Here is a 22,454-nt window from a genome sequence, read left to right as displayed (position 1 = left end):
ATGCACGGCTCAGGGGAACATCTAGACCCTATCAAGGATCTGGGCAGGTCACGAATCCGCAGGGGGCTTGGTGAGCGGGATCGAAGCGCCGTCCGAACCAGCGAAGCTCGGCCCATTGCCCGGCCCATCCCCCGGCAACGTCACGTCGCTCACATAGGGCAGACGCATCCGGAGCATGACGACCACGTCCACAGCCAGGGAGGCGACGACTCCCGCGATCAATCCGACGAAGAAGACCGGCGGAACGATCCATTCCTGCCCCCGCAGCACGAGCAGGACGACGATGAAGATGACGAACTTGAGCAGCCATCCGCCCAGCACGATCCCGAAGAAGATCGGGACGAACAGCGGGTCGCCGTACCACCGGTTGGCGATCAGGATGCTGACGGCCGTGATGCCGAGGAACACCGCTGCGGTGAGCACGCCGGCGAGGGCGCTCCATGAGCCATCCGCCCCGGCGACGAAGAAACCGATGACCGCCCCGAGAACGGCCAGGGCGGCCGTGAGTAATCCGCCCCAGCGGAGAGTCATGGTGAGGATCGGGGTGCTCGCGACGACGCGGCCCGAAGACGGGGCGGACGGCGGGGACGGGTCGGTCATGGCAGTTCCTCCACGGGGGTCAGAATCTCGTCGGGGGCGTGGGAGCCCGCCTCGCGGCGGGGCCGACGCGAGGGCATGAATGTCAGGACCAGGCACGCGGCGGCGCCGATCACGGCGAAGACGACCCCGATCCAGTAGGAAAGTTGATTGCGTTCGGCGATGAACATCAGCAGGACGGCGAAGCTGATCACGGCCGTCCAGGCGTAGAAGATCAGCACGGCATCGCGGTCGCTATGCCCCATATCGAGCATGCGGTGGTGCAGGTGTTTGCGGTCGGGCGAGAAGGGACTCTTGCCCGCGTGCAGACGACGGAGCACAGCCATCCCGAAATCGAGCAGGGGCAGCAACACGACGACGACCGGGAGCACGATCGGGATGAACGCGCCGAGTAGTTGCGAGCGACCGATGTCCTCGGGGTCGAGAGCTCCCGGCGGAATGGCGCCCGTGATCGCGATCGCGGACGTCGCCATCAGCAGACCGAGCAGGAGAGCACCCGAGTCGCCCATGAAGAGCTTCGCTGGGCTCCAGTTCAGGGGCAGGAAGCCGAGGCACGCGCCCACGAGCACGGCGGCGATGAAGGTGGCGAGCGAAAAGTTGTTCGTCGCGAACTCGCGCAGCAAGAGATAGGAGTAGACGAAGAACACTCCGTTCGCGATCAGGCACACACCCGCGACGAGGCCATCCAGTCCATCGATGAAGTTGACCGCATTCATCACGATGACGATCGAGAAAACGGTCAGGGTGAAACTCACCCAGCTCGACCCGACCGTCAACCCACCGATCGGCAGCGAATAGATCTGCAGTCCCCCGACACCCGCGATCAGGCCCGCCGCGAGAAACTGCGCGCCGAGCTTGATGAGCCAGTCGAGGTCCCACAGGTCATCGAGGACGCCGACGATGACGATCAGCAGCATCGCGCCGAGGATGCCGTAGATCTGCTGCGGGACGAACCAGAACGGATTGAAGAAGTCGTTGGCGCGGGATACGACGAACGCCGCGAAGATGCCGAAGAACATCGCGACCCCGCCGAGCCGAGGTGTCGGGGTCTTGTGGACATCGCGCTCCCGGATGCCGGGGTAGAGCTTGAAGCGCATGCTGAGCTGCCACACCGCCCACGACAGGACGAACGTCAGGAACGCCGTGAAGAGAATCGTGAAGATGTACTGCTTCACGCGGCAGCATCCGGTTCGAGCACGTCGCCCAGCAGCTCGCGCAACCGTTCAATCGAGATGGCGCCCTCGCGAAGAACGTGCACCCGCGCATCCTCCTCCCGTCGGACCACGGCCGTCGCGTCGATGATGGTCGAGGACACACCTGTGCTCGAGGGCCCATCGTCGAGATAGACCTTGACGCTCGAGCGCAGCATCCGCTCGGCCTCGAGGACGGAGGTCGCGGCCGGGCGGCCGGTGAGGTTGGCGCTTGAAACCGCGAGAGGCCCGGCGTCCTGGATGAGGTCGAGGGTGACGCGGTTGTCGGGCATCCGCACGGCGACCGTGCCGTGCGTCTCGCCGAGGTCCCACGCGAGCGACGGCTGGCTGGGTAGCACGATGGTCAGCCCCCCGGGCCAGAGCTCCTCGATCAGCTGTTCGATCGGCTCGGGGACCTCGCTGACGAGAGCGGCAAGCATGGACGCGCCCGAAACGAGCACGGGCGGAGGCGACTGGCGACCGCGTCCCTTGGCTGCGAGCAGGGCCGCCACGGCGGCTGGGCTGAAGGCATCCGCCGCTACGCCGTATACGGTGTCGGTCGGCAGCACCACGAGTTCGCCACGCGCGATCGAACGTCGTGCGTGCCGCAGGCCCGCGAGGAGCTGCGCCTCGTCGCGGCAGTCGAAAATGTCGGACATGTCCCGCCAAGTCTACGGCGGGCACGAGTGCTGCCATTCTCGGCGCGAGGGTCAGGGGCGGAGAGCGGTCGTCGCGCGGTCGCGCATCGTCAGATCCGGATGCGTCGCTGCCGCGCGCCATCCGTCCGCCGCGAGGATGTCGCGCACGGCAGCCCCCTGCCACTCGCCGTGCTCGATCACGACCGTGCCGCCGGGATGCACGAGGCGCAGGGCGGCTCGGCTCACGCGGCGCACCACGTCGAGGCCGTCGGGCCCACCATAGAGCGCGGCCTCGGGGTCGTGGAAGCGAACCTCGGGGTCGCGCGGGATCGCGTCATCCGGCACGTACGGAGGGTTCGAGACGACGACGTCAACGGTTCCGTTTAGGTCGGGGAGCGCCGTGTCGAGGTCACCCCGGACGATCCGTGCGTTGGTCGCACCGACGAACTCGGCGTTGCCCTTCGCCCAGATGAAGGCGTCCGGCGACTTCTCGACGCCGTAGACGATCGCGTGCGGCACCTCGGTCGCAAGCGCCAGCGCCAGCGCACCGCTCCCTGTGCCGAGATCGACCGCGATCGGCGCCGGTGATGCCGCAGCCCAGAGCGAGTCGATGGCGAACTGCGCGACGATCTCGGTCTCGGGTCGAGGCACGAAAACACCGGGACCGACCCGCAATACCAGACGGCGGAACGGGGCAAGCCCCGTGAGGTGCTGCAGCGGTACCCGCGCGGCGCGGCGCTCAACGAGAGCCTCGAATGCCGAGGCATCCTCATTCTCGATCTCATCGCCCCGGATACTGGCAGCCTGCACTCCCCCGCGACTCGTGCCGAGCACGTGCGCCGCAAGCAACTCGACATCGACGCCCGGATCGGCGATGCCCGCCGCCGCGAGTCGCTCGGCGGCCTCGCGCAGAACGGTCGCGAGCGCACGCGGAGAAGAAGAGTTTTCGATGGGAGGCATGAGCGTCCCCACATTACCGGCGCCCCTCCGTCCTGGCCGCGGATCCGCGGATTCGTCACAATCGCGCCGAGCCCGATGGGCCTCGCCTAGGCTCGTGGAAGTGCGTCGACGACGACGCCGAAGCTTCGATCCATCCCGTGACACCCCGTGACATCCCGTGACATCCCGAAAGGCACGCCCATGGCCGGCATCCACTCAGACATCACGTCCGCATTCGGAAACACCCCACTCGTCCGGTTGAACCGGGTCACCGAAGGGCTCGGCGGCGTCGTGCTGGCGAAGCTGGAGTTCTACAACCCGGTCTCGAGCGTCAAGGACCGCCTGGGCATCGCGATCGTCGACGCAGCCGAGGCATCCGGCGAGCTGAAACCCGGCGGGACCATCGTGGAGTCCACGAGCGGCAACACGGGCATCGCGCTCGCCATGGTGGGCGCCGCCCGCGGATACAAGGTGATCCTGACGATGCCCGCCTCGATGTCGAAGGAGCGGCGCACGCTGCTGAAGGCGTTCGGCGCCGAGCTCGTGCTGACCGACCCCACAAAGGGAATGTCGGAGGCCGTCAACATCGCCAAGCAGATCGTCGCCGACACACCGGGCGCCATCTGGGCCCGCCAGTTCGAGAACGAGGCGAACCCGGCGATCCACCGCGCAACGACAGCGGAAGAGATTCTGCGCGACACCGATGGTGACATCGGATACTTCGTGGCCGGCATCGGCACGGGTGGCACCATCACGGGTGTCGGTCAGGTACTCAAGGAGCGCGTGCCGGGTGTCCAGATCGTCGCCGTCGAGCCCGCGGACTCCCCCATCCTGACGAAGGGCCACCCCGGACCCCACAAGATCCAGGGCATCGGCCCGAACTTCGTGCCCGAGATCCTCGACCGTGACGTCATCGACGAGGTCATCGACGTCTCGTTCGAGGACACCCTCGAGGTGGCCCGCAAGGTCGCAACCGACGAGGGCATTCTGGTCGGCATGTCGAGCGGGGCCGCCATCTGGGCCGCCCTGCAGATCGCGGCCCGGCCGGAGGCCGCAGGCAAGAACATCGTCGTCATCGTCCCGTCCGCGGGCGAGCGTTACCTCTCCACGGCTCTGTACGAGCACCTGCGCGAGGAGTGACGTGGGCCTTCGTTCCGCCTGGCTGACGATCCGAGAGGATGTCACCGCCGCTCGTCTGCGGGATCCCGCCGCACGTGGGGATCTTGAGATCGCGCTGCTGTACCCGGGCCTGCACGCCATCTGGGCCTACCGCATCCATCACCGCCTGTGGGTGCGCGGCGCGAAGTTCCTCGCGCGTGCACTGTCGCAGGTGACGCGGTGGCTGACCGGGATCGAAATCCACCCGGGTGCTCGTCTCGGTCGTCGCTTCTTCATCGACCACGGCATGGGTGTCGTGATCGGTGAGACCGTCGAAACCGGTGACGACGTCATGCTCTACCACGGCGTGACGCTCGGCGGACGTCAGCGCGAGGGCGGCAAGCGGCACCCCACGCTCGGCGACCGCGTCGTGGTCGGCGCGGGTGCGAAGATCCTCGGGCCCGTCGTGATCGGCGACGATTCCGCCGTCGGGGCGAACGCCGTCGTGACCCGCGATGCACCCGCGAACTCGGTGCTCGTCGGCATACCCGCAAAGGCACGTGCCCGTCGTCCGGGCGAGGACACGCGGGCACTCTTGACAGCCCCCGAGTATTCCATCTGACGCAGCGGGACGCGACCGCGACCATCCATGGAGCCGCGCGATGCACCTGAGCGACACGCGCGGTGATATACCAGTTCGCGCATGTTCCCGATAGCGTGAAACGGTGACCTCGCCGACTCCCGCCGCTGCCCCGCCGCCACCAGCCGCTTCCCGCGCTCTCGCCATGCAGCTGAACGGCCTCGTCAAGCGCTTCGGCGACAAGATCGCCGTGGATAACCTCGACCTCGCCGTACCCGAGGGCTCGTTCTATGGACTCGTGGGCCCCAACGGAGCCGGCAAGACCACCACACTGTCCATGGCCACGGGACTCCTGCGCCCGGATGCCGGTCGCGCATTCATCCACGGCGTCGATGTCTGGGCCGAGCCTGTCCGCGCGAAGGCCATGATCGGCAACCTCGCCGACGGCGTGCGCCTGTTCGACCGTCTCACCGGCGAACAGCTGGTGACGTACACGGGCATGATGTTCGGGCTCACGCACGCGGATGTCGCGGCGCGCACCGCCGATCTGCTCCGCATCATGGACCTCACAGTGGCCGCCGGCACACCCGTCGTCGACTTCTCCGCCGGTATGACCAAGAAGATCGCCCTGGCCTGCGCCCTCGTCCACGCCCCCCGCATCCTCGTCCTCGACGAACCGTTCGAATCGGTCGACCCGGTGTCGGCGGCGAACATCGAGGACATCCTGCGCGATTACACACAGGGCGGCGGCACGGTGATCGTGTCGAGCCACTCGATGGACCTCGTCCAGCGCATGTGCGACCACGTCGCCGTCATCGCGGCAGGTCGCGTGCTCGCCGCAGGCACGGTCGCCGAGGTGCGCGGCGACGCGACGCTGCAAGACCGATTCGTCGAGCTCGTCGGCGGCCGACACCACACGGAGGGACCCGAGTGGTTGCGACTCTCCTGAGGATCCGCTTCCGCGTCCTCGGCAATACGCTCTCCCGACAGCCCTGGCAGCTCGTCGGATTCATCTTCGGCGCCCTCTGGGCCGTCGGCGCCGTCGTGCTGATCGCGATCGGTCTGTTCTTCGTCGGCACCCTCGGTCTCGAGGTGACGCGGCTCGTCCTCATCGCCGGCGGCAGTCTGCTAACCCTGGGATGGGTGCTCGCACCCGTTTTCGCGGCCGGGATCGATACGACGCTCGACCCCTCGCGTCTCGCAACGTTTCCCCTGACGACAAACCGCATGATGGTCGCCCTGACGGCAGCGGGTGCGACCGGAATCCCCGGTCTCGCAACGATTCTCGGTGGTCTCGCGAGTCTCGTCGCGTGGTGGCGCTGGCCGATCGCCCTCGCGGCGGCGGTCATCTGCGTCCCGCTCGGCATCCTGATCTGCGTCGTCGTCTCACGGACTTTCGCCTCGATCGCGGCCGGACTGACGGGAGGCCGGCGCATCCGTGAAATCGTCTGGATGCTCGCGTTCATCGTCCTCATCCTCGCCGGTCCGATCATCGCCGGCATCGGTTCGCTCCTGCGCGCCGCGAGCGGCCCCTCCGATGACATGACTGCTCTGTCTGGTGTGCTCGAGGCGGTGTCCTGGACACCCCTGGCGGCCGCATGGTCGGCCCCGGGCGATCTGGCATCCGGGGCGCCTCTCGTCGCCGGCGCGAAACTGCTGATCGCGCTGGCGACGATCGCGCTGCTGTGGTTCATCTGGCACCGGAGCCTGTCGGCATCCCTCATCGCACCTCCCGCTCGGGGCGGCCGCAAGGTCGCCGCGGGGAAGATCGGATGGTTCGGGCGTCTGCCCACCGGCGGCACCGGAGCCAGCTGGGCACGATCGTTGACCTACTGGATCCACGATCCCCGCTACCTCCGTCAGCTCATCACCGTTCCGCTCGTGCCGGTGCTCGTGGTGTTCTGGGCTCGAGGCGACACGACCAACACCTTCATCGCCTTCAGCGCGACGTTCGTCGCGTTCGTCCTCGGCATCGTCCCCTACGCGGATGTGTCCTATGACGGCACGGCCTTCGGCACGATCGTCGCGACGGGCGTTCGCGGTCGTCAAGACCGTCTCGGCCGGATGCTCGCGGCCGCGACCGTCGGGCTTCCGCTGGTAGTCCTCACGGCGATCATCACGATCGCCATCACCGGCGATTGGAACTTGGCGCCCGCGATCGTCGGGTCGGCAATCGGCATGCTGCTCACGGCATACGGCGTGTGTGCGGTGAGCTCGGCCTACCTGCTCGTGCCCGTGCCCGCGGCGGGCGACAATCCGTTCAAGCGCGTGCCCGGCGCGACGTTCTCGATCTTCCTCGGCTTCCTCGCCGTGTGGATTCTCGCCGCGGTGCTCGCCGCGCCCGAGATCATCCTGGCCATCCTGACCGTCGCCACGGGCGATGCACTGTTCGGTTGGCTCGCTCTCGTCGTCGGCGTGGTGCTCGGTGTCGTGTTCTTCGTCCTCGGCGTCGGGATCGGCGGTCGAATGCTGGACCGCACCGCTCCGGACCTGCTACAGCGCGTGCGGGCCGCTTCGTCGCAATAGCTCCGCGCTGCGTCCCCCTGATTCGCGCGATCAGGAGAGCGCCGGATTAGGCGGGCGCCTGATGGCAGCAGGCCGGCACGCCGAGCGCACGCAGCGACGCGAACGCGGCGTCATCGACCTGACCGGATGCCTCGGCGAACGCGTCGAGATCGATCTTTGCGCCGTCGAGCCAGGTGCCGGTGACCCCGATCGCACCGATCTTCTCGGGTGCGACTGCGTAGGGATCGGCGTCGAGCGCGACGAAGTCCGCGAGCTTACCGACTTCGATCGATCCGACATCACCGTCGGTCCCGAGGGTGTACGCCGCGTTGATCGTCTGGGCCGCGAGTGCCTCGTGCAACGTCGTCGCCTGCTCCGCCCCGCGGATCGTTCCGCTGCTGGTGCGCCGTGTGACGGCGGTCTGGATATTGAGAAGCGGGGTGGGCGGGCTCACGCTGCCGTCGTTGTGGAAAGAGGGATGCGTGCCCGCATCGAACGCGTCGCGAAAACGCTGCCAGGGCGCGCCAATACGGCTGTCGAACATCTGGCCGTCGAGCAGGTCACCCCAGTAGTAGAACTGGAACGGCCCCATCGATGTCACGACACCGAGCTCAGCCATCCGCGTGAACTGATCGTGGCGCGCGCCGCCGATGTGCTCCACCCGCCACCTGTGGTCGGTGCCAGCCAGACCGTGCTCGTCGAGCGCACGGCTGAAAGCGTCGAGCACGACGTCGAGCCCGATGTCGCCGTTGACATGGAACGCCATCTGCCAGCCGCCGTCGGCATGGGCGTCCAGGACCGCGTCCAGCTGCCCGCGCGTGTAGTTCATCCGCGCCTCACCCGGGATGCCGGGGGCGATACCCGCCGCGCGGGTGGCGTCGGTGTCGAGATAGGGCTCCGACATCGCGATGTTGCCGACCCACGGAGACCCGTCGGCCCAGAGCTTGATGCCGCGCTTGTGCAGCATCTCGACGGGGACGGTCGATTCGAACGGATCCCCCGCGTCGGCCTCTGTGGACATGTGGTACAGCGTTACGCGAATCGGACTGTTCGGCAGCGACGCCAGTGTCTCGTACGCCGCCTTGAGCGGGGTCTTGTACGTCATTTCCGAGGCGGAGGTGATGCCGGCCGTCGCCATGTACATGTAGTACTCGACCGCACCCTGAAGCGGCTTGCCCTGCGCACCGATCGCGTTCAGCACGGGCGTGGCGAGGGCCATGGCTGCGGGCAACTCGGTGCCCCGGCCATCCAGGCTCCCATCGGGCCGGCGCCCGAAGAACGCACCCACGGGATTGGCCGGCGGGGTCTCGACGAAGCCGAGCTCTTTCAGCACGGCAGTCGTCACATACGCCGTGTGGCCCGAATTTCCCATGACCAAGACGAGTCGATCACCAAAGATCGCGTCGAGGCTCGCCGCATCCGGATCCTCGTGCTGATGCAGTAGCCCATCGAATCCGAAGAACGACAGCGCGGTGCCCGGCGCGGACTCGGTGATCGCCTTCTGGAACATCGCGAGAACGTCATCCCAGGTCGGGCAGAACCACGGCGCGATCCAGTATGCGGGCGGCATTGTCGCCATCCCGCTGAGCACAGGGTGGGAGTGCGAGTCGATGAAGCCCGGCAGCAGGGCCCGTGCCTGGGTGTCTTCGATGGTCGCGGTGGGCGCGGCCGCCTGGCACTCCGCCATCGTGCCGACCGCGATGATGCGACCGTCTTCGATCGCCACGGCCTCGGCGCGCGGGTTCGCCGGGTCCATCGTGATGATCGTGCCGGCGGTGAGGATGCGTGCGGTCATGTCAGGCATCCTTGCCGCGGCCCGAGAGGTCTTTGACCTCGCGCTTGAGCAGAAGCATCGGCAGGAACAGGGTCGCGAGCGCCGTCACGAGCCAGACGACGACTGGAGCGAGCACCCACGAGATCGCGTCGGTGATGCGCAGCCCGCCGATCGGAAGCAGCACCACGACGAGCAGCGCGACGAACGTCGACACGATGCCGATACCGCCGAGCAGCGCCGGGGCGTAGCGCCTCGCCATCGTCGCGATCCAGGGCGCGAGGACGCTCTGCAGAACCGCGAAGATCACGATGCAGACGACGAATCCCCACCACTCGCTCCACTGAATCTGGAAGCCGGGCAACACCCAGTCGGCGACGAGCAGGCCGAGCGCGGCCGAGACCACGAAGATGAGGCTGCGGATGAGGAATCTGATCACGGGCTGACCTTATCGCGCCGGCCGCCTCGCGGCGTCTCTCGCCGCACCCCGCCCCCGCGCGCGCCGCACAAGCCCCGCTCCCCTGACACAATGTGTCGCTTCACACCCTCCGCAAGCGACACATCGCGTCAGGGGAACAAGCGGGGACGGCGCGCGGCGTCAGCGCCGGGCGCGGAGCGCGTCGCGCACGAGGCTGACGAGCAGGTGCGGTTTCCGAAAGAGCATTGCGCTGCCGACGCGGATGACGCGCCACCCGGCAGCCTGTAGCGCTTCGTGCTTAGCGAGGTCGCGGTTCCACGTCACCAGATCTGTGCGGTGGTGGTCTCCCTCGTACTCGATCGCGATCTTCAGATCGGGATACGCCAGGTCGACGCATCCAATGAATGCTCCGCTCTCGTCGTAGACGTCATGATCAAGCAAGGGTTCGGGCAGTCCAGCGTCGCAGATCGTCAGGCGCGTCCAGGTTTCAGGTCGGGATGCTGCTGCCACACGCAACCGAGGCAGTGACTCTCTCAAGGCTGGACGTCCGACTCTCCGGCCTGCGCGCACCGCGGCCTCGAGCTGCGCGAACGTCGCCAAGGGCGGTGGCATTTCGCGCACCCAAGGGCCGGGCATCCGCTGCACCCGGATGAATGCGTCGCCCGCCGCGACGAGATCGTACGGATGCAGCAGCTGTGCCCCGAGCATTGCCCACGTCGTCGCGGGGCTCGAAACCCGCAGCCCGGTCGGAGGATGAGTGACAACACGAGTGAGCCCGGGCTGCGCTTCGTGCGCCACCACGCCGGAAGTACGGACGGCACGTGCAGGCGCGAGCACACTCACGTGCAAACGGTCGTCGTGATTCCGCGGCACCGGCACACCCCAAAGCACCGCAGCCGTCCGATGGCTGAAGAACTCATGGTCTGCCATTCGTAGGGCATACACCCGCGCGAGTCGCAGCACCTCGGCACATTCCTCATCCGAGTACGGCGAGGACGATTGCACATCGAGGTCGGGCGGTTCAGCATCTCCCCGGATCCGCACCCCGTGGAACGGGCGGTGCAGATCGAGACGTCGCACGCGCTCGCGACTCAGACCCGCCTGCAACGCATCGCGGACGAGAAACGCGGGCCCGAGCTCATCGGGCAGCTGTCGTGGTTGCATACCCCCACGCTGGACCGCATCCCGCTACCCAAACGCTCCCGCACGCCCCACACGTGCACCTGCGCCGTTGGCGCCCCCTGTGGAGGAAACATCGCATCCGCTCGCCTGACGCAATGTGTTGGCTCGGGCAGCGCCCAGGCGACACATTGCGTCAGGCGAGCAGATCCAAGGCGCGCGGGCGCGGCGGCTGCGGGGGCGTCAGGTGCCGAGAGAGGCCAGGCGCTCTTCCTCGTCCGCGGCGATACACGAGTCGATGACCGGGCCCAGAGCCCCGTCCATCACCTGATCGAGGTTGTAGGCCTTGTAGCCCGTCCGGTGATCCGCGATGCGGTTCTCGGGAAAGTTGTAGGTGCGGATGCGCTCGGAGCGATCCATCCCGCGGATCTGCGACTTGCGGGCATCGGATGCCGCGGCCGCGATCTCTTCCTGCTGTCGCGCGAGAATCCGGGCTCGCAGCACGCGCATGCCGGCCTCACGGTTCTGCAGCTGCGACTTCTCGTTCTGCATCGAGACCACGATGCCCGTGGGCAGGTGGGTGATGCGGACCGCCGAATCGGTGGTGTTGACGGACTGACCGCCGGGACCGGACGATCGGAAAACGTCGATCTTGAGGTCGTTCTGGTTGATCTCGACCTCGTCGGGTTCATCCACCTCGGGGAAGACCAGCACGCCGGTCGTCGAGGTGTGAATGCGCCCCTGCGACTCGGTCGCGGGCACACGCTGCACGCGATGCACGCCACCCTCGTACTTGAGGTGCGCCCAGACGCCCTGCGCGGGATCGGCGGACGACCCCTTGATCGCGACCTGGACGTCCTTGTAGCCACCGAGGTCGGACTCGGTCCGCTCGAGCAGCTCGGTCTTCCAGCCCTTGGACGCGGCGTACTGGATGTACATCCGCAGCAGATCGGCCGCGAAGAGCGCGCTCTCGGCGCCGCCCTCGCCGCCCTTGATCTCCATGATCACGTCGCGGGCGTCGTCGGGGTCGCGCGGGATCAGGAGGCGGCGCAGACGTTCCTGTGTTGCGTCGACGCGTTCCTCGAGCCCCGGCACCTCTTCGGCGAAAGCCGAATCCTCGCGCGCGAGTTCACGCGCGGCGGCGAGATCGTCGGATGCCGCGGCCCACGCGTCGTACGCGGCGACAATCCGGCTGAGCTCTGCGTAGCGTCGGTTGACGCGCTTCGCACGGCCGGCATCGGCGTGCACGGCGGGGTCGGAGAGTTCCTCCTGCACCCGCCGGTGCTCGTCGATGAGTCCGCGAACGGAGTCGAAAATCCCGGGGTCGGCCACGGCGGACCCGATCAGCGGATGTTGTTGTCGTGCCCGTGGCTGCTGCCGTGCGCACCCTGTGTGGGCGCCGGGATCGACTTCTGCATCTGGATGAGGAACTCCACGTTCGAGCTCGTTTCCTTCAGCTTGCCGAGCACGACCTCGAGGGCCTGCTGCGGGTCGAGACCCGCGAGCGCACGGCGCAGCTTCCAGGTGATCTTGACCTCGTCGGACGAGAGGAGCATCTCTTCGCGGCGCGTGGAGGATGCGTTCACATCGACGGCCGGGAAGATCCGCTTGTCGGCGAGCTGACGGGACAGACGCAGCTCGCTGTTGCCCGTTCCCTTGAACTCTTCGAAGATGACCTCGTCCATCTTGGACCCGGTCTCGACGAGCGCGGTCGCGAGGATCGTGAGCGATCCGCCGTTCTCGATGTTGCGCGCGGCGCCGAAGAAGCGCTTGGGCGGGTACAGAGCCGAGGCATCCACACCACCGCTCAGCACGCGACCCGAGGTCGGCGCCGAGATGTTGTAGGCGCGGCCGAGACGCGTGATCGAATCGAGCAGCACGACGACGTCGTGGCCGAGCTCGACGAGACGCTTGGCGCGCTCGATAGCCAGTTCGGCGACTGTCGTGTGATCCTCGGCCGGGCGGTCGAACGTTGAGGCGATGACCTCGCCCTTGACCGTCCGCTGCATGTCGGTGACCTCTTCGGGACGCTCGTCGACGAGCACGACCATGAGGTGAACCTCGGGGTTGTTCGTCGCGATCGCGTTGGCGATCTGCTGCAGAACGATCGTCTTGCCCGCCTTGGGCGGCGCGACGATCAGGCCGCGCTGGCCCTTGCCGATGGGTGCGACGAGGTCGATGATCCGCTGGGTGAGCTTCTCGGGCGCCGTCTCGAGGCGCAGGCGGTCCTGCGGGTAGAGCGGCGTGAGCTTGCCGAACTCGACACGGGTCGCGGCGTCGTCGACCGACAGGCCGTTGATCGCGTCGACCTTGACCAGGGCGTTGTATTTCTGACGCCCCTGGTGCTCGCCCTCGCGGGGCTGCTTGATCGCACCCACGACCGCGTCGCCCTTGCGCAGGTTGTACTTCTTGACCTGGCCGAGCGAGACGTAGACGTCGCTCGGGCCGGGCAGGTAGCCGGATGTACGCACGAACGCGTAGTTGTCGAGCACATCGAGGATGCCCGCGATCGGGATGAGAACGTCGTCATCGTTGATCTCGGTTTCGAATTCGTCCATCGGCGTGCCGGGGGAACGCTTGGTGCGACCGCGACCGCGGCCGCGTGCACCCTGACCGTTGTCGTCGTCGTCCGCCGGGCCGCTGCTCTGAGCGGCTTGCGCGTTCTGGCCACGCTGCGGGTTCTGACCGCGCTGGTTCTGGTTGCCCTGGGCGTTCTGGTTGCCCTGGGCGTTGTTCTGACCGCCCTGGTCGCCCTTGGCCTGACGACCCTGGTTCTGGTTGGCCTGGTTCTGGTTGGCCTGGTTCTGGTTGGCCTGGTTCTGGTTGGCCTGGTTCTGGTTGGCCTGGTTCTGGTTGGCCTGGTTCTGGTTGGCCTGGTTCTGGTTGGCCTGATTCTGCGGGCCACCCTGGTCGGCCGAGCCATCCTGGCCATCCTGTGCGTCACGGCCACCGCGGCTGCGGTTGCGGTTGCGGTTGCGGCTGCGACGGCTGCCCGTCTGCTCGCCTTCAGAATCGCTCTGGGCGTTGCCATCGTTCTGGGCGTTGCCATCGTTCTGGGCGTTGCCATCGTTCTGGGCGTTGCCATCGTTCTGGGCGTTGCCATCGTTCTGGGCGTTGCCATCGTTCTGGGCGTTGCCATCGTTCTGGGCGTTGCCATCGTTTTGCGCGCCGGAGGCGCTCTGCGCGCTCTCGGCTGAGGAATCGGATGCCTCGCCAGCGTCCGCCTTCCGGGGTGCGGAATCGCCCTCAGCGGACGATGCCACGCCCGGGGCCTCTTCCGCAGACGGCGCGGCCGCGGTCTCCGTGGGCGCGTCGGCAGTGGATGCCGAAGCATCCGACAGCGCAGCGGACGTGAGCGCGGCCGTGACCTGCGCCTCGACGTCCGCGTCGAGCGCCGACTGGGGGGTCTTCAGCGTGTGGCCGAGCTCAGCAGCGACGGCGATGACGCGCTTGGCGTCGACACCGAAGTCCGCGGCGAGCTCACGAACGCGGCGGCGGCGCTTGGAGGCGCGGGCCGGCTTCGAAGCGGGTGCCTCGTCCGGGACGGATGCGTCAGCCTCGGCGGAACCCTGTTCGGGTGCCGACTCGGCGGGCGCCGCGTCCTGAGGAGCTGCGTCCTGAGGAGCCGCGCCATGAGGAGCTGCGTCCTGAGGAGCTGCGTCTTGAGGCGCCGCCTCAGTGGTCTGTGCGCCCTCGGGCGCGTTGTCACCGGTCTGCTCACCCTGAATGGGGGTGGCGCCGGTCTGGATCTCGGAGATTGACTCCACGAGTACTCCCTTGCACGTGTGAATGAACACGACTGCATGCGATGTCGCCGCGGCGGACACCCGTCCACGCCGAAAGAATGGAGAAGGATTCGGGGGGCATGCAGTGCTTCGCAGATTGCGATCGGAGGCCAGATTCACGCGGCCGAAAACGGCTGTGTGGCACCCTCCGTGTGTTCCCTCACTGTAGCACCTTTGAAGTCGACGGCCAGCATGAGGGCCTCCCACGCGGTGTCGGAGACCTGCTCCACGACATCGGCCGCCTCGAGGCGTCGCCCCGGGCCATCGGCGAGGACGAGGATGCTCGGACCCGCCCCCGAGACGACCGCCGCGAACCCGGCGAGGCGCAGGGCCCGCACGATCCGCAGTGTCTCGGGCATCGCTTCGGCTCGGTAGTCCTGGTGCAGGCGATCCTCGGTCGCGGCGAGCAGCAGCTCGGGGCTTTGAGTCAGCGCGGCGATCAGCAGAGCCGACCGCGAGACGTTGAAGACCGCATCCTCGCGCGGCACGTTCAGCGGCTGCAGGCTGCGGGCAAGCGACGTCGACATCGTGAAACCCGGCACGAACACCAGAGGCGCGACACCGCGATGCACGAGCAGCTTCTTGTGCTGCGGGCCATCGGGCGTGATCCACGCGATCGTCAGGCCGCCGAAGAGCGCGGGCGCGACGTTGTCGGGGTGCCCCTCCAGCTCGGTGGCCAGACGCAGCAGATCGTCGTCAGAAACGTCGACCCGCCCTTCCAGCAGCGAGCGGGCGATGACGAGCCCCGACACGACGGCGGCGCCGGATGAACCCATGCCGCGCCCGTGCGGAATCCTGTTGTGTGCTTCGAGCCGCAGGCCCGGCATCTCCTGTCCGAACGCGTCGAACGCGTACTGGATCGAGCGGACCACCAGGTTCGATGCATCCCGCGCGACGTCCTCCGCGCCCTCACCCTCGACGAACACCTCGAGGCCCGGTTCGGGCAGTTCGGTCACCACGATCTCGTCGTAGACGCTCAGCGCCAGCCCGAGCGTGTCGAATCCAGGCCCGAGGTTCGCGCTCGTCGCGGGAACACGGACCACGAAGGGCCGCGGGCCTGGCTTTTCGGCCGACGGGGCTGCGTCGGTAGCCCGAGGGGCTGTGTTCACGCGGATGCCCCGCTCACGCGACGGGCTCGGCGACGAGGTCGAGGACGGACGCGACTTCGGATGTCGCGGCATCGACCACGATCGGCTCCACCTGGGAGCCGTCTTCGCGACGAAGGGCCCACTGCGGGTCCTTCAGTCCGTGGCCCGTGACCGTGAGCACGACGCGGGCGCCCTTCGGGATGATGCCGGCCTCGACCCGGTCGAGCAGACCCGCGACGCTGATCGCGGAGGCGGGCTCGACGAAAATGCCGACCTCGCCCGAGAGCAGCTTCTGGGCGGCGAGGATCCGGTCGTCGTCGATCGCGCCGAACCATCCGTCGGTCGCGTCGCGTGCCTCGAGTGCCAGCTCCCACGAAGCGGGGTTGCCGATGCGGATCGCGCTGGCGATCGTCTCGGGGTGACGGACGATCTCGCCCCGAACGAGCGGCGCGCTACCCGCGGCCTGGAAGCCGAACATGCGCGGCAGCCGGGTCGAAACACCGCGCTCGAGCTCTTCGCGGTAACCGCGCGAGTAGGCGGTGTAGTTGCCGGCGTTGCCGACCGGGATGAGGTGGAAGTCGGGGGCGTCGCCGAGCTGCTCGACGACCTCGTACGCGGCCGTCTTCTGACCCTCGATGCGGTCGGGGTTGACCGAGTTGACGAGGTGCACGGGGTAGTTGTCGGCCAGCTCGCGCGCGATCTCGAGGCAGTCGTCGAAGTTGCCGCGGATCTGGATGAGCTTGCCGTTGTGCGCCACGGCCTGGCTGAGCTTGCCCATGGCGATCTTGCCCTCGGGCACGAGCACGGCGGCGGTGATGCCGGCGTGCGCGGCGTAGGCCGCGGCCGAGGCCGAGGTGTTTCCGGTCGAGGCGCAGATGACGGCCTTGGCGCCGTGCTCCACAGCGCGCGACAGGGCGACGGTCATACCGCGGTCCTTGAAGGACCCGGTCGGGTTCATGCCCTCGAACTTGACCCAGACATCCGTTCCCGTCATCCGCGACAGCGCCGGGGCGGGCAGAAGCGGCGTACCGCCCTCGCCGAGGGTCACGACGGTCGAGGCGTCGGTGACGCCGAGCCGATCGGCGTATTCGCGGAGTACTCCGCGCCAGAGGTGTGCCATGTCAGTCTCCTTCTACCCGCAGAACCGAGACGACCCGCTCGACGACGCCGCTCGCGGCGAGTCGGGTAACGGTGTCGCTGAGGTCCTGCTCGAGTGCCTTGTGTGTGCCGATCACGATGCGTGCGATGCCGGGGCCGCCATCCGGGTCTGCCACGACCGTCTGCTCGACGGTCGCGATGGACACCCGTCCCTCGCTGAGGATGCCAGCGACGGTGGCGAGCACGCCCGTCTCGTCGCTGACCTCGAGCGTGATCTGGTACCGCGTCGTGACGCGGCCGATCGGCAGGATGGGCAAGTTCGCGCGGGTGGACTCTCCCACGCCGACGCCACCCGCGATGTGGTGGCGTGCGGCCGAGACGACGTCGCCGAGCACGGCGGAGGCGGTCTGCACTCCCCCGGCGCCCGCGCCGTAGAACATGAGGCTTCCGGCGGCTTCCGCCTCGACGAATACCGCGTTGTTGGCGCCGTGGACGCTCGCGAGCGGATGCGTGCGGGGCACGAGTGCCGGGTAGACGCGCACCGAGATCGCGTCGCCGGTGCCGGCGCCCGTGCCGGTGCCGGTGCCGGTGCCGGTGCCCGAGGCATCCTCGATGCGCTCGCAGACGGCGAGGAGCTTGACGACATAGCCAGCGTGCCGCGCCGACTCGATCAGGGACGCGTCGACCGTGGTGATGCCCTCGCGGTGCACCGTGTCGAGCGGAACGCTCGTGTGGAACGCGAGGCTCGCGAGGATCGCGGCCTTCTGCGCGGCGTCGTATCCCTCGACATCCGCCGTCGGATCGGCCTCGGCATAGCCCAGGCGCTGGGCGTCGGCGAGCACCTCGGCGAAGTCGGCGCCCTCGGTGTCCATGCGGTCGAGGATGTAGTTCGTGGTGCCGTTCACGATGCCCATGATGCGTCGCACGCGGTCACCCGCGAGGGAGTCACGGAGCGGACGGATGATCGGGATCGCCCCGGCCGCGGCAGCCTCGTAATAGACGGATGCTCCGACCTGGTCGGCCGCGTCGAAGATCTCGGTGCCGTGGGTCGCGAGCAGCGCCTTGTTGGCCGTCACGACATCCGCACCGGACGAAATCGCGTGCAGGATCGACGTGCGCGCGGGCTCGATGCCGCCCATCAGCTCGATGACGATGTCGGAGCCGACGATCAGCGAATCGGCGTCCGTCGTGAACAGCTCACGCGGCAGGTCGACGTCGCGCTGCGCGTCGACCTCGCGCACGGCGATCCCCGCCAGTTCGAGTCGAGCTCCGGCACGGTCGGCCAGTTCGTCGCCGTGGCGCAGCAGGAGACCTGCGACCTGTGAGCCCACGGCTCCGGCGCCGAGCAGTGCGACGCGCAGGGTGCGGTAGTCGGTCATTCGTTTCCTCTCAGACCTGAAACGCCCGCGTCGCGCGCAAGCAGGTCGTCGATCGTCTCGCCGCGCACGATCACGCGCGACGCTCCGTCCCGAACGGCCACGATCGGCGGCCTCGGAACATGGTTGTAGTTGCTCGAGAGGGCGTAGCAGTACGCCCCGGTCGCGGGCACCGCCAGCAGGTCGCCGGGTGCGACATCCGCGGGCAGGTATTCGGCGTCGACAACGATGTCGCCCGATTCGCAGTGCTTGCCGACGACGCGCACGAGGGCGGGTTCGGCGGTGCTCGTGCGGTCGGCGATGCGAGCCGAGAACTGCGCGTCGTAGAGCGCGGGGCGCGGGTTGTCGCTCATGCCGCCGTCGACACTCACGTAGCGACGCGTGGCGTGTGGTGTGGGGCCGGTGGTGTCGGCGCCGGATTCGGATGTCTCGACCGAGACATCCTTCGTCGTCCCGATCTCGTACAGCGTGACGCCGGCGGTGCCGACGATGCTCCGTCCCGGCTCGAATGCGAGGGCCGGGATCGGCACGCCGAGCTTGTGAGCCTCGCTCGCGACGACCGAGACGATGCCGTCGGCAAGCTCGCCGATCGGGGTCGGCTCATCGGCCGAGGTGTAGGCGATACCGAAGCCGCCACCGAGATTCAGAACCGGAAGCGGTTCACCGGGCAAGTCAGCGAGCACACCGAGCAGCCGTGCGGCCGACGCGCGGAAGCCGTCTGTGCCGAAGATCTGCGAGCCGATGTGGCAGTGCAGGCCGACGAGGTTGAGGCCGGGGGTCGCACGCACGCGGGCGACGAGCTCGGGGGCGAGTTCGAGGCCGAAGCCGAACTTCTGGTCCTCGTGGGAGGTAGCGAGGAAGTGGTGGGTCTCGGCATGGACGCCCGTGTTGACGCGCAGCAGGACGTCCTGCGGGGCACTTTCGCTGCCCTTGCGGGAGATGATCGCCGCGAGGCGCTCCAGCTCCCAGACACTGTCGATCACGATCGATCCGATGCCGACCTCGACCGCACGCTCGAGCTCGCTGACCGACTTGTTGTTGCCGTGAAAGCCGAGTTGGGCCGCGGGCACACCGGCGGCGAGCGCGACCTCGAGTTCGCCGCGCGTGCAGACGTCGACGCGCAGCCCCTCTTCCATCACCCAGCGCGCAACCTCGCTCGAGAGGAAGGCCTTTCCCGCGTAGTACACCCGCGCGGTGGTGCCATGACGAGCCGCGGCATCCTCGAAAGCCTCGCGCGTGCGGCGAGCGCGAGCGCGCACCTCACCCTCGTCGAGCACGAGAACCGGGGTGCCGTACTGCGCGACCAGGTCGCGCACGGCGACGCCGCCGAGTTCGAGCTGGCCGTCTTCCCGTCGATGCGCAGCAACAGGCCACACATGTGGGGCCAGAGCGTTCGCATCGGCGGGCGGCACGAGCCATCCGGGGGCGAGCGGCGAGGCGACGGACACGGCAGACCAATCGGTGGATTCGGGACGTTCATCGACGCGCGGGCCGACGCAAATCCGCGGGCGGCGGTTCACACACACCACCCCGGCGGTTGCTGAAAGTCTAGGGCACGGGCGCGACTCAGCCGCAGACGCCCGGCTCGCGCAGGGTCGAATCCACGAGGATGCCGCTGGCGATGTCGAACTGCGCGACGACCTGCTGATCAACCACGGCGACATCTGTCAGCGTGAGCCCGGCGGGAAGGGACGACGCGATACACACCTGCCACGGCTGCAGAACAGCATCGGCGAACGCGCCGAACTGATCGCGTAGGCCCTGCGCATCGGCGGTCGCGTCGGCCACCGTGAATGATGCAGGAGTGAGGACGAGCGCCCCGCCCGCCGCGGACGGCGTGAGCCCCACCCCGATCGGAATCGCCGCACCGAACAGACTCAGCTCGACCGTGATCGTGACATCCGATCCCGACACCCCGAGGGATTCTTCCGGGAACCCCTCGACCCCCGCGAGCAGCGTGCGCAGCTGTTCCTGATCGAGAGTCACGGATGCCTCGGCCGAATCGAGCGGACCGTCGGCCGTGAGCGGCACGCCGCGCGCCGTGACACTCACATCGCCCGTGAAACCTTGCAGCGAGACATCCTGAGCTTCGATCTGGACCTCATCGAACCGACCCGCGATGAGCTGCGGGATGACGAGCCCCTCCACCTGAACCTCGGCCTGGTCGGCCGGGACACCGAGTTCGCTCGCGAGGGCTCCGCGCACACCGCGCTCGACGAGATCGCGCGCGAGCCACTCGCCCGCGAACGCAGCACCGCCGAACAGCACGATCACGACGACGAGCGAGACGATCCAGGGCCACAGGCGCCGCTTCCGCCGCGGAGGGGGCGCATCGTCCCAATAGAGGGTCGGCGCGTCCTGCGGCGGCATGGTCATCGCTACATCCGTTCGGGCGCCGAGACGCCAAGCAGGTCGAGTCCGTTGCGCAGAACCTGACCGGTGGCATCGTTCAGCCAGAGGCGGGTGCGGTGAACGGGCTCGACGGGGGCGTCGCCCAGCGGGATGACGCGGCAGTTGTCGTACCAGCGGTGATAGAGGCTCGCGAGTTCTTCGAGACACCGCGCGACACGATGCGGTTCGCGCACCTCGGCGGCAAAGCCCACGATGCGCGGGAATTCTTGCAGGGCTCCGAGAAGCGCCGATTCGGTCTCGTGTGTGAGCAGCTCGGGGGCGAACTCGCTCCGGTCAACGCCCGAGTCCTGGGCGTTCCGCGCGACGTTGTGTGTGCGCGCGTGGGCGTACTGAACGTAGAAGACCGGGTTGTCGTTCGTGCGCTTCCGGAGGATCTCGGGGTCGAGAGTCAGCGGCGAGTCGGCCGGGTATCGCGCCAACGAGTAACGCAAGGCATCCGTTCCGAGCCAGTCGCGCAGGTCGTCGAGCTCGATGATGTTGCCGGCGCGCTTGCTCAGGCGCGCGCCGTTGATCGACACGAGCTGCCCGATCAGCACCTCGATGTCCTTGTTGGGGTCATCCCCCGCCGCGCCCGCCAGGGCCTTCAGCCGGTGGACATAGCCGTGGTGGTCGGCGCCGAGAAGGTAGATCTTGTGCGCGTAGCCGCGGTCTCCCTTGTTGAGGTAGTACGCGGCGTCCGCGGCGAAGTAGGTGTACTCGCCGTCGGACTTGCGGATCACCCGGTCTTTGTCGTCGCCGAAATCGGTCGTCCGAACCCACACGGCGCCGTCGGCGTCGAAGACATGACCCTGGGCACGCAGCCGCTCCACGGCCTCGTCGACGAGGCTCGGTCCGCCATCCGCGGGCTTCGCGTGGAGGGTGCGCTCGCTGAAGAACACATCGAAGTGGACGTTGAACTTGACGAGCGAACTCTGCAGGTCGCCGAGCTGGAGAGCGTAGGCGCGCTCACGCGCGACGGCGAGCTGTTCGTCGGCTGGCAGGTCGAGCAGTCCGGGCTCTTCGGCGAGCACGCGCCCCGCGAGGTCCTCGACGTACGAGCCGGGGTAGCCGTCCTCGGGGGTGGGCTCACCCTTCGCCGCGGCGAGAACCGACCGACCGAAGCGGTCCATCTGCACGCCCGCGTCGTTGATATAGAACTCGCGGACGATCGTCGCGCCGCTGGCCGCGAGCACACGGCCCATGGCATCGCCGAGCGCCGCCCAGCGGGTGTGCCCGATGTGCATGGGACCCGTGGGGTTGGCGCTGACGAACTCGAGGTTGATCGTGTTGCCGCGCTGCGACTCGTTCGTGCCGTAAGCGGCACCGGCCTCGACGATGGTGCGGGCGAGCGATCCGGCCGTGGCGGCGTCGAGGGTGATGTTGATGAAGCCCGGGCCTGCGACATCCACGCTCTCGATGCCCTCGGACTGTGCGAGGGCCTCGGCGATCTCCGTCGCGAGTTCGCGCGGATTCGCGCCAACGAGCTTTGCGAGCTTGAGGGCGGCGTTCGAGGCCCAGTCGCCGTGGTCACGGTTCTTCGGACGCTCCACCGGCAGGTCTGCCGCGGTGAGGCCGTCGGTCGATCCGGGCCGTCGCGCCTCGGCAAGCGGGCGGACGACGGCGAGCAGGGCGGCGGAAAGATCCTCGGGATTCATAGCTGGCCCAGTCTAGTTCGGCACCCGCGTGGGCTCCGGCCCCGCGCCCCGCACACGCGAGGGCGCCCGTTCCCGGCGCGAGCGTGCCCGTTCCTGGGCGCGAGAGTGCCCGTTTCCGATCCGAGAGTGCTCCGGGACACCGCGCGCGACAGAACGGGCACTCTCGCGGGCAGAACAGGCACCCTCGCGCGTGAGAACAAGCACCC

At 68.1% G+C, this 22,454-nt stretch carries 19 protein-coding genes; 4 read left to right on the top strand and 15 right to left on the bottom strand.

The window, feature by feature from the left end; all coding sequences use genetic code 11:
- Positions 1 to 48: 48 nt before the first annotated feature.
- The 4 genes from ACXZ1E_RS14670 to prmC are packed head-to-tail and all read right to left on the bottom strand — an operon-like array spanning position 49 to position 3,385.
- Positions 49 to 600, bottom strand: a complete 552-nt coding sequence (locus ACXZ1E_RS14670) for a hypothetical protein (protein WP_458041189.1) — start codon at positions 598 to 600, stop codon at positions 49 to 51.
- Positions 597 to 1,772, bottom strand: coding sequence for an MraY family glycosyltransferase (locus ACXZ1E_RS14665; RefSeq protein ID WP_458041188.1), 1,176 nt, complete (start codon positions 1,770 to 1,772; stop codon positions 597 to 599). Before ACXZ1E_RS14665 ends, ACXZ1E_RS14670 begins: the two co-directional genes overlap by 4 nt.
- Positions 1,769 to 2,446, bottom strand: coding sequence for an L-threonylcarbamoyladenylate synthase (locus ACXZ1E_RS14660; protein WP_458041187.1), 678 nt, complete (start codon positions 2,444 to 2,446; stop codon positions 1,769 to 1,771). The genes ACXZ1E_RS14665 and ACXZ1E_RS14660 overlap by 4 nt, the downstream gene beginning before the upstream one ends.
- A 51-nt stretch (positions 2,447 to 2,497) precedes the next feature.
- On the bottom strand, positions 2,498 to 3,385 hold the full coding sequence (gene prmC / locus ACXZ1E_RS14655) for a peptide chain release factor N(5)-glutamine methyltransferase (RefSeq protein WP_458041186.1): 888 nt from the start codon (positions 3,383 to 3,385) through the stop codon (positions 2,498 to 2,500).
- 180 nt (positions 3,386 to 3,565) lie between these two features.
- Here prmC and cysK point away from each other — a divergent pair, with 180 nt between their 5' ends.
- The 4 genes from cysK to ACXZ1E_RS14635 all read left to right on the top strand — a co-directional run bounded on the left by cysK (position 3,566) and on the right by ACXZ1E_RS14635 (position 7,568).
- Positions 3,566 to 4,504, top strand: coding sequence for a cysteine synthase A (cysK, locus tag ACXZ1E_RS14650; RefSeq protein ID WP_458041185.1), 939 nt, complete (start codon positions 3,566 to 3,568; stop codon positions 4,502 to 4,504).
- Position 4,505: 1 nt separating this feature from the next.
- Positions 4,506 to 5,084, top strand: a complete 579-nt coding sequence (epsC, locus tag ACXZ1E_RS14645) for a serine O-acetyltransferase EpsC (protein ID WP_458041184.1) — start codon at positions 4,506 to 4,508, stop codon at positions 5,082 to 5,084.
- A 103-nt stretch (positions 5,085 to 5,187) separates the two neighbouring features.
- Complete coding sequence (locus ACXZ1E_RS14640) at positions 5,188 to 5,991, top strand: ABC transporter ATP-binding protein (RefSeq protein ID WP_458351982.1); 804 nt, start codon at positions 5,188 to 5,190, stop codon at positions 5,989 to 5,991.
- Positions 5,973 to 7,568 carry a hypothetical protein gene (locus ACXZ1E_RS14635; protein WP_458041183.1) on the top strand — a complete coding sequence of 532 codons (1,596 nt, stop codon included), beginning with the start codon at positions 5,973 to 5,975 and terminating at the stop codon, positions 7,566 to 7,568. The genes ACXZ1E_RS14640 and ACXZ1E_RS14635 overlap by 19 nt, the downstream gene beginning before the upstream one ends.
- 46 nt (positions 7,569 to 7,614) lie before the next feature.
- Here ACXZ1E_RS14635 and ACXZ1E_RS14630 read toward each other — a convergent pair whose 3' ends face one another.
- From ACXZ1E_RS14630 to argS, 11 genes are all read right to left on the bottom strand, one after another.
- A complete protein-coding gene (locus tag ACXZ1E_RS14630; protein WP_458041182.1) occupies positions 7,615 to 9,342 on the bottom strand; it encodes an amidohydrolase in 1,728 nt (575 codons plus the stop codon).
- A 1-nt stretch (position 9,343) separates the two neighbouring features.
- Positions 9,344 to 9,757 (bottom strand): hypothetical protein, encoded by a 414-nt coding sequence (locus ACXZ1E_RS14625; RefSeq protein ID WP_458041181.1) that lies wholly within the window; start codon positions 9,755 to 9,757, stop codon positions 9,344 to 9,346.
- A 159-nt stretch (positions 9,758 to 9,916) separates the two neighbouring features.
- On the bottom strand, positions 9,917 to 10,900 hold the full coding sequence (locus ACXZ1E_RS14620) for an endonuclease domain-containing protein (protein WP_458041180.1): 984 nt from the start codon (positions 10,898 to 10,900) through the stop codon (positions 9,917 to 9,919).
- A gap of 198 nt (positions 10,901 to 11,098) precedes the next feature.
- Complete coding sequence (prfA, locus tag ACXZ1E_RS14615; protein WP_458351981.1) at positions 11,099 to 12,187, bottom strand: peptide chain release factor 1; 1,089 nt, start codon at positions 12,185 to 12,187, stop codon at positions 11,099 to 11,101.
- An 11-nt stretch (positions 12,188 to 12,198) separates the two neighbouring features.
- Positions 12,199 to 14,622, bottom strand: a complete 2,424-nt coding sequence (gene rho / locus ACXZ1E_RS14610; RefSeq protein ID WP_458041179.1) for a transcription termination factor Rho — start codon at positions 14,620 to 14,622, stop codon at positions 12,199 to 12,201.
- A 134-nt stretch (positions 14,623 to 14,756) separates the two neighbouring features.
- A complete protein-coding gene (thrB, locus tag ACXZ1E_RS14605; protein ID WP_458041178.1) occupies positions 14,757 to 15,749 on the bottom strand; it encodes a homoserine kinase in 993 nt (330 codons plus the stop codon).
- A 13-nt stretch (positions 15,750 to 15,762) separates the two neighbouring features.
- Positions 15,763 to 16,848 carry a threonine synthase gene (gene thrC, locus ACXZ1E_RS14600; RefSeq protein ID WP_458041177.1) on the bottom strand — a complete coding sequence of 362 codons (1,086 nt, stop codon included), beginning with the start codon at positions 16,846 to 16,848 and terminating at the stop codon, positions 15,763 to 15,765.
- Position 16,849: 1 nt separating this feature from the next.
- Positions 16,850 to 18,205 (bottom strand): homoserine dehydrogenase, encoded by a 1,356-nt coding sequence (locus tag ACXZ1E_RS14595; protein ID WP_458041176.1) that lies wholly within the window; start codon positions 18,203 to 18,205, stop codon positions 16,850 to 16,852.
- Positions 18,202 to 19,722 (bottom strand): diaminopimelate decarboxylase, encoded by a 1,521-nt coding sequence (gene lysA / locus ACXZ1E_RS14590; protein WP_458351980.1) that lies wholly within the window; start codon positions 19,720 to 19,722, stop codon positions 18,202 to 18,204. Before lysA ends, ACXZ1E_RS14595 begins: the two co-directional genes overlap by 4 nt.
- A 46-nt stretch (positions 19,723 to 19,768) precedes the next feature.
- Positions 19,769 to 20,578, bottom strand: coding sequence for an LmeA family phospholipid-binding protein (locus tag ACXZ1E_RS14585; protein WP_458041175.1), 810 nt, complete (start codon positions 20,576 to 20,578; stop codon positions 19,769 to 19,771).
- Between the two features lie 2 nt (positions 20,579 to 20,580).
- Positions 20,581 to 22,248, bottom strand: coding sequence for an arginine--tRNA ligase (gene argS, locus ACXZ1E_RS14580; protein ID WP_458041174.1), 1,668 nt, complete (start codon positions 22,246 to 22,248; stop codon positions 20,581 to 20,583).
- Between the last annotated feature and the right edge of the window lie 206 nt (positions 22,249 to 22,454).

This window comes from Pacificispira sp. HM-600, assembly GCF_977993705.1.
Note: the sequence above shows the minus strand (reverse complement) of the source record. Positions and strands in the feature narration are given on the sequence as shown.

What these genes read in the sequence shown, in the direction of transcription:
- ACXZ1E_RS14670 (WP_458041189.1), bottom strand. Translation starts at nt 600, where the DNA reads ATGACCGACCCGTCCCCGCCGTCCGCCCCGTCTTCGGGCCGCGTCGTC.
- ACXZ1E_RS14660 (WP_458041187.1), bottom strand. Translation starts at nt 2,446, where the DNA reads ATGTCCGACATTTTCGACTGCCGCGACGAGGCGCAGCTCCTCGCGGGC.
- prmC (WP_458041186.1), bottom strand. Translation starts at nt 3,385, where the DNA reads ATGCCTCCCATCGAAAACTCTTCTTCTCCGCGTGCGCTCGCGACCGTT.
- cysK (WP_458041185.1), top strand. Translation starts at nt 3,566, where the DNA reads ATGGCCGGCATCCACTCAGACATCACGTCCGCATTCGGAAACACCCCA.
- ACXZ1E_RS14630 (WP_458041182.1), bottom strand. Translation starts at nt 9,342, where the DNA reads ATGACCGCACGCATCCTCACCGCCGGCACGATCATCACGATGGACCCG.
- ACXZ1E_RS14620 (WP_458041180.1), bottom strand. Translation starts at nt 10,900, where the DNA reads ATGCAACCACGACAGCTGCCCGATGAGCTCGGGCCCGCGTTTCTCGTC.
- thrC (WP_458041177.1), bottom strand. Translation starts at nt 16,848, where the DNA reads ATGGCACACCTCTGGCGCGGAGTACTCCGCGAATACGCCGATCGGCTC.
- ACXZ1E_RS14595 (WP_458041176.1), bottom strand. Translation starts at nt 18,205, where the DNA reads ATGACCGACTACCGCACCCTGCGCGTCGCACTGCTCGGCGCCGGAGCC.
- ACXZ1E_RS14585 (WP_458041175.1), bottom strand. Translation starts at nt 20,578, where the DNA reads ATGACCATGCCGCCGCAGGACGCGCCGACCCTCTATTGGGACGATGCG.
- argS (WP_458041174.1), bottom strand. Translation starts at nt 22,248, where the DNA reads ATGAATCCCGAGGATCTTTCCGCCGCCCTGCTCGCCGTCGTCCGCCCG.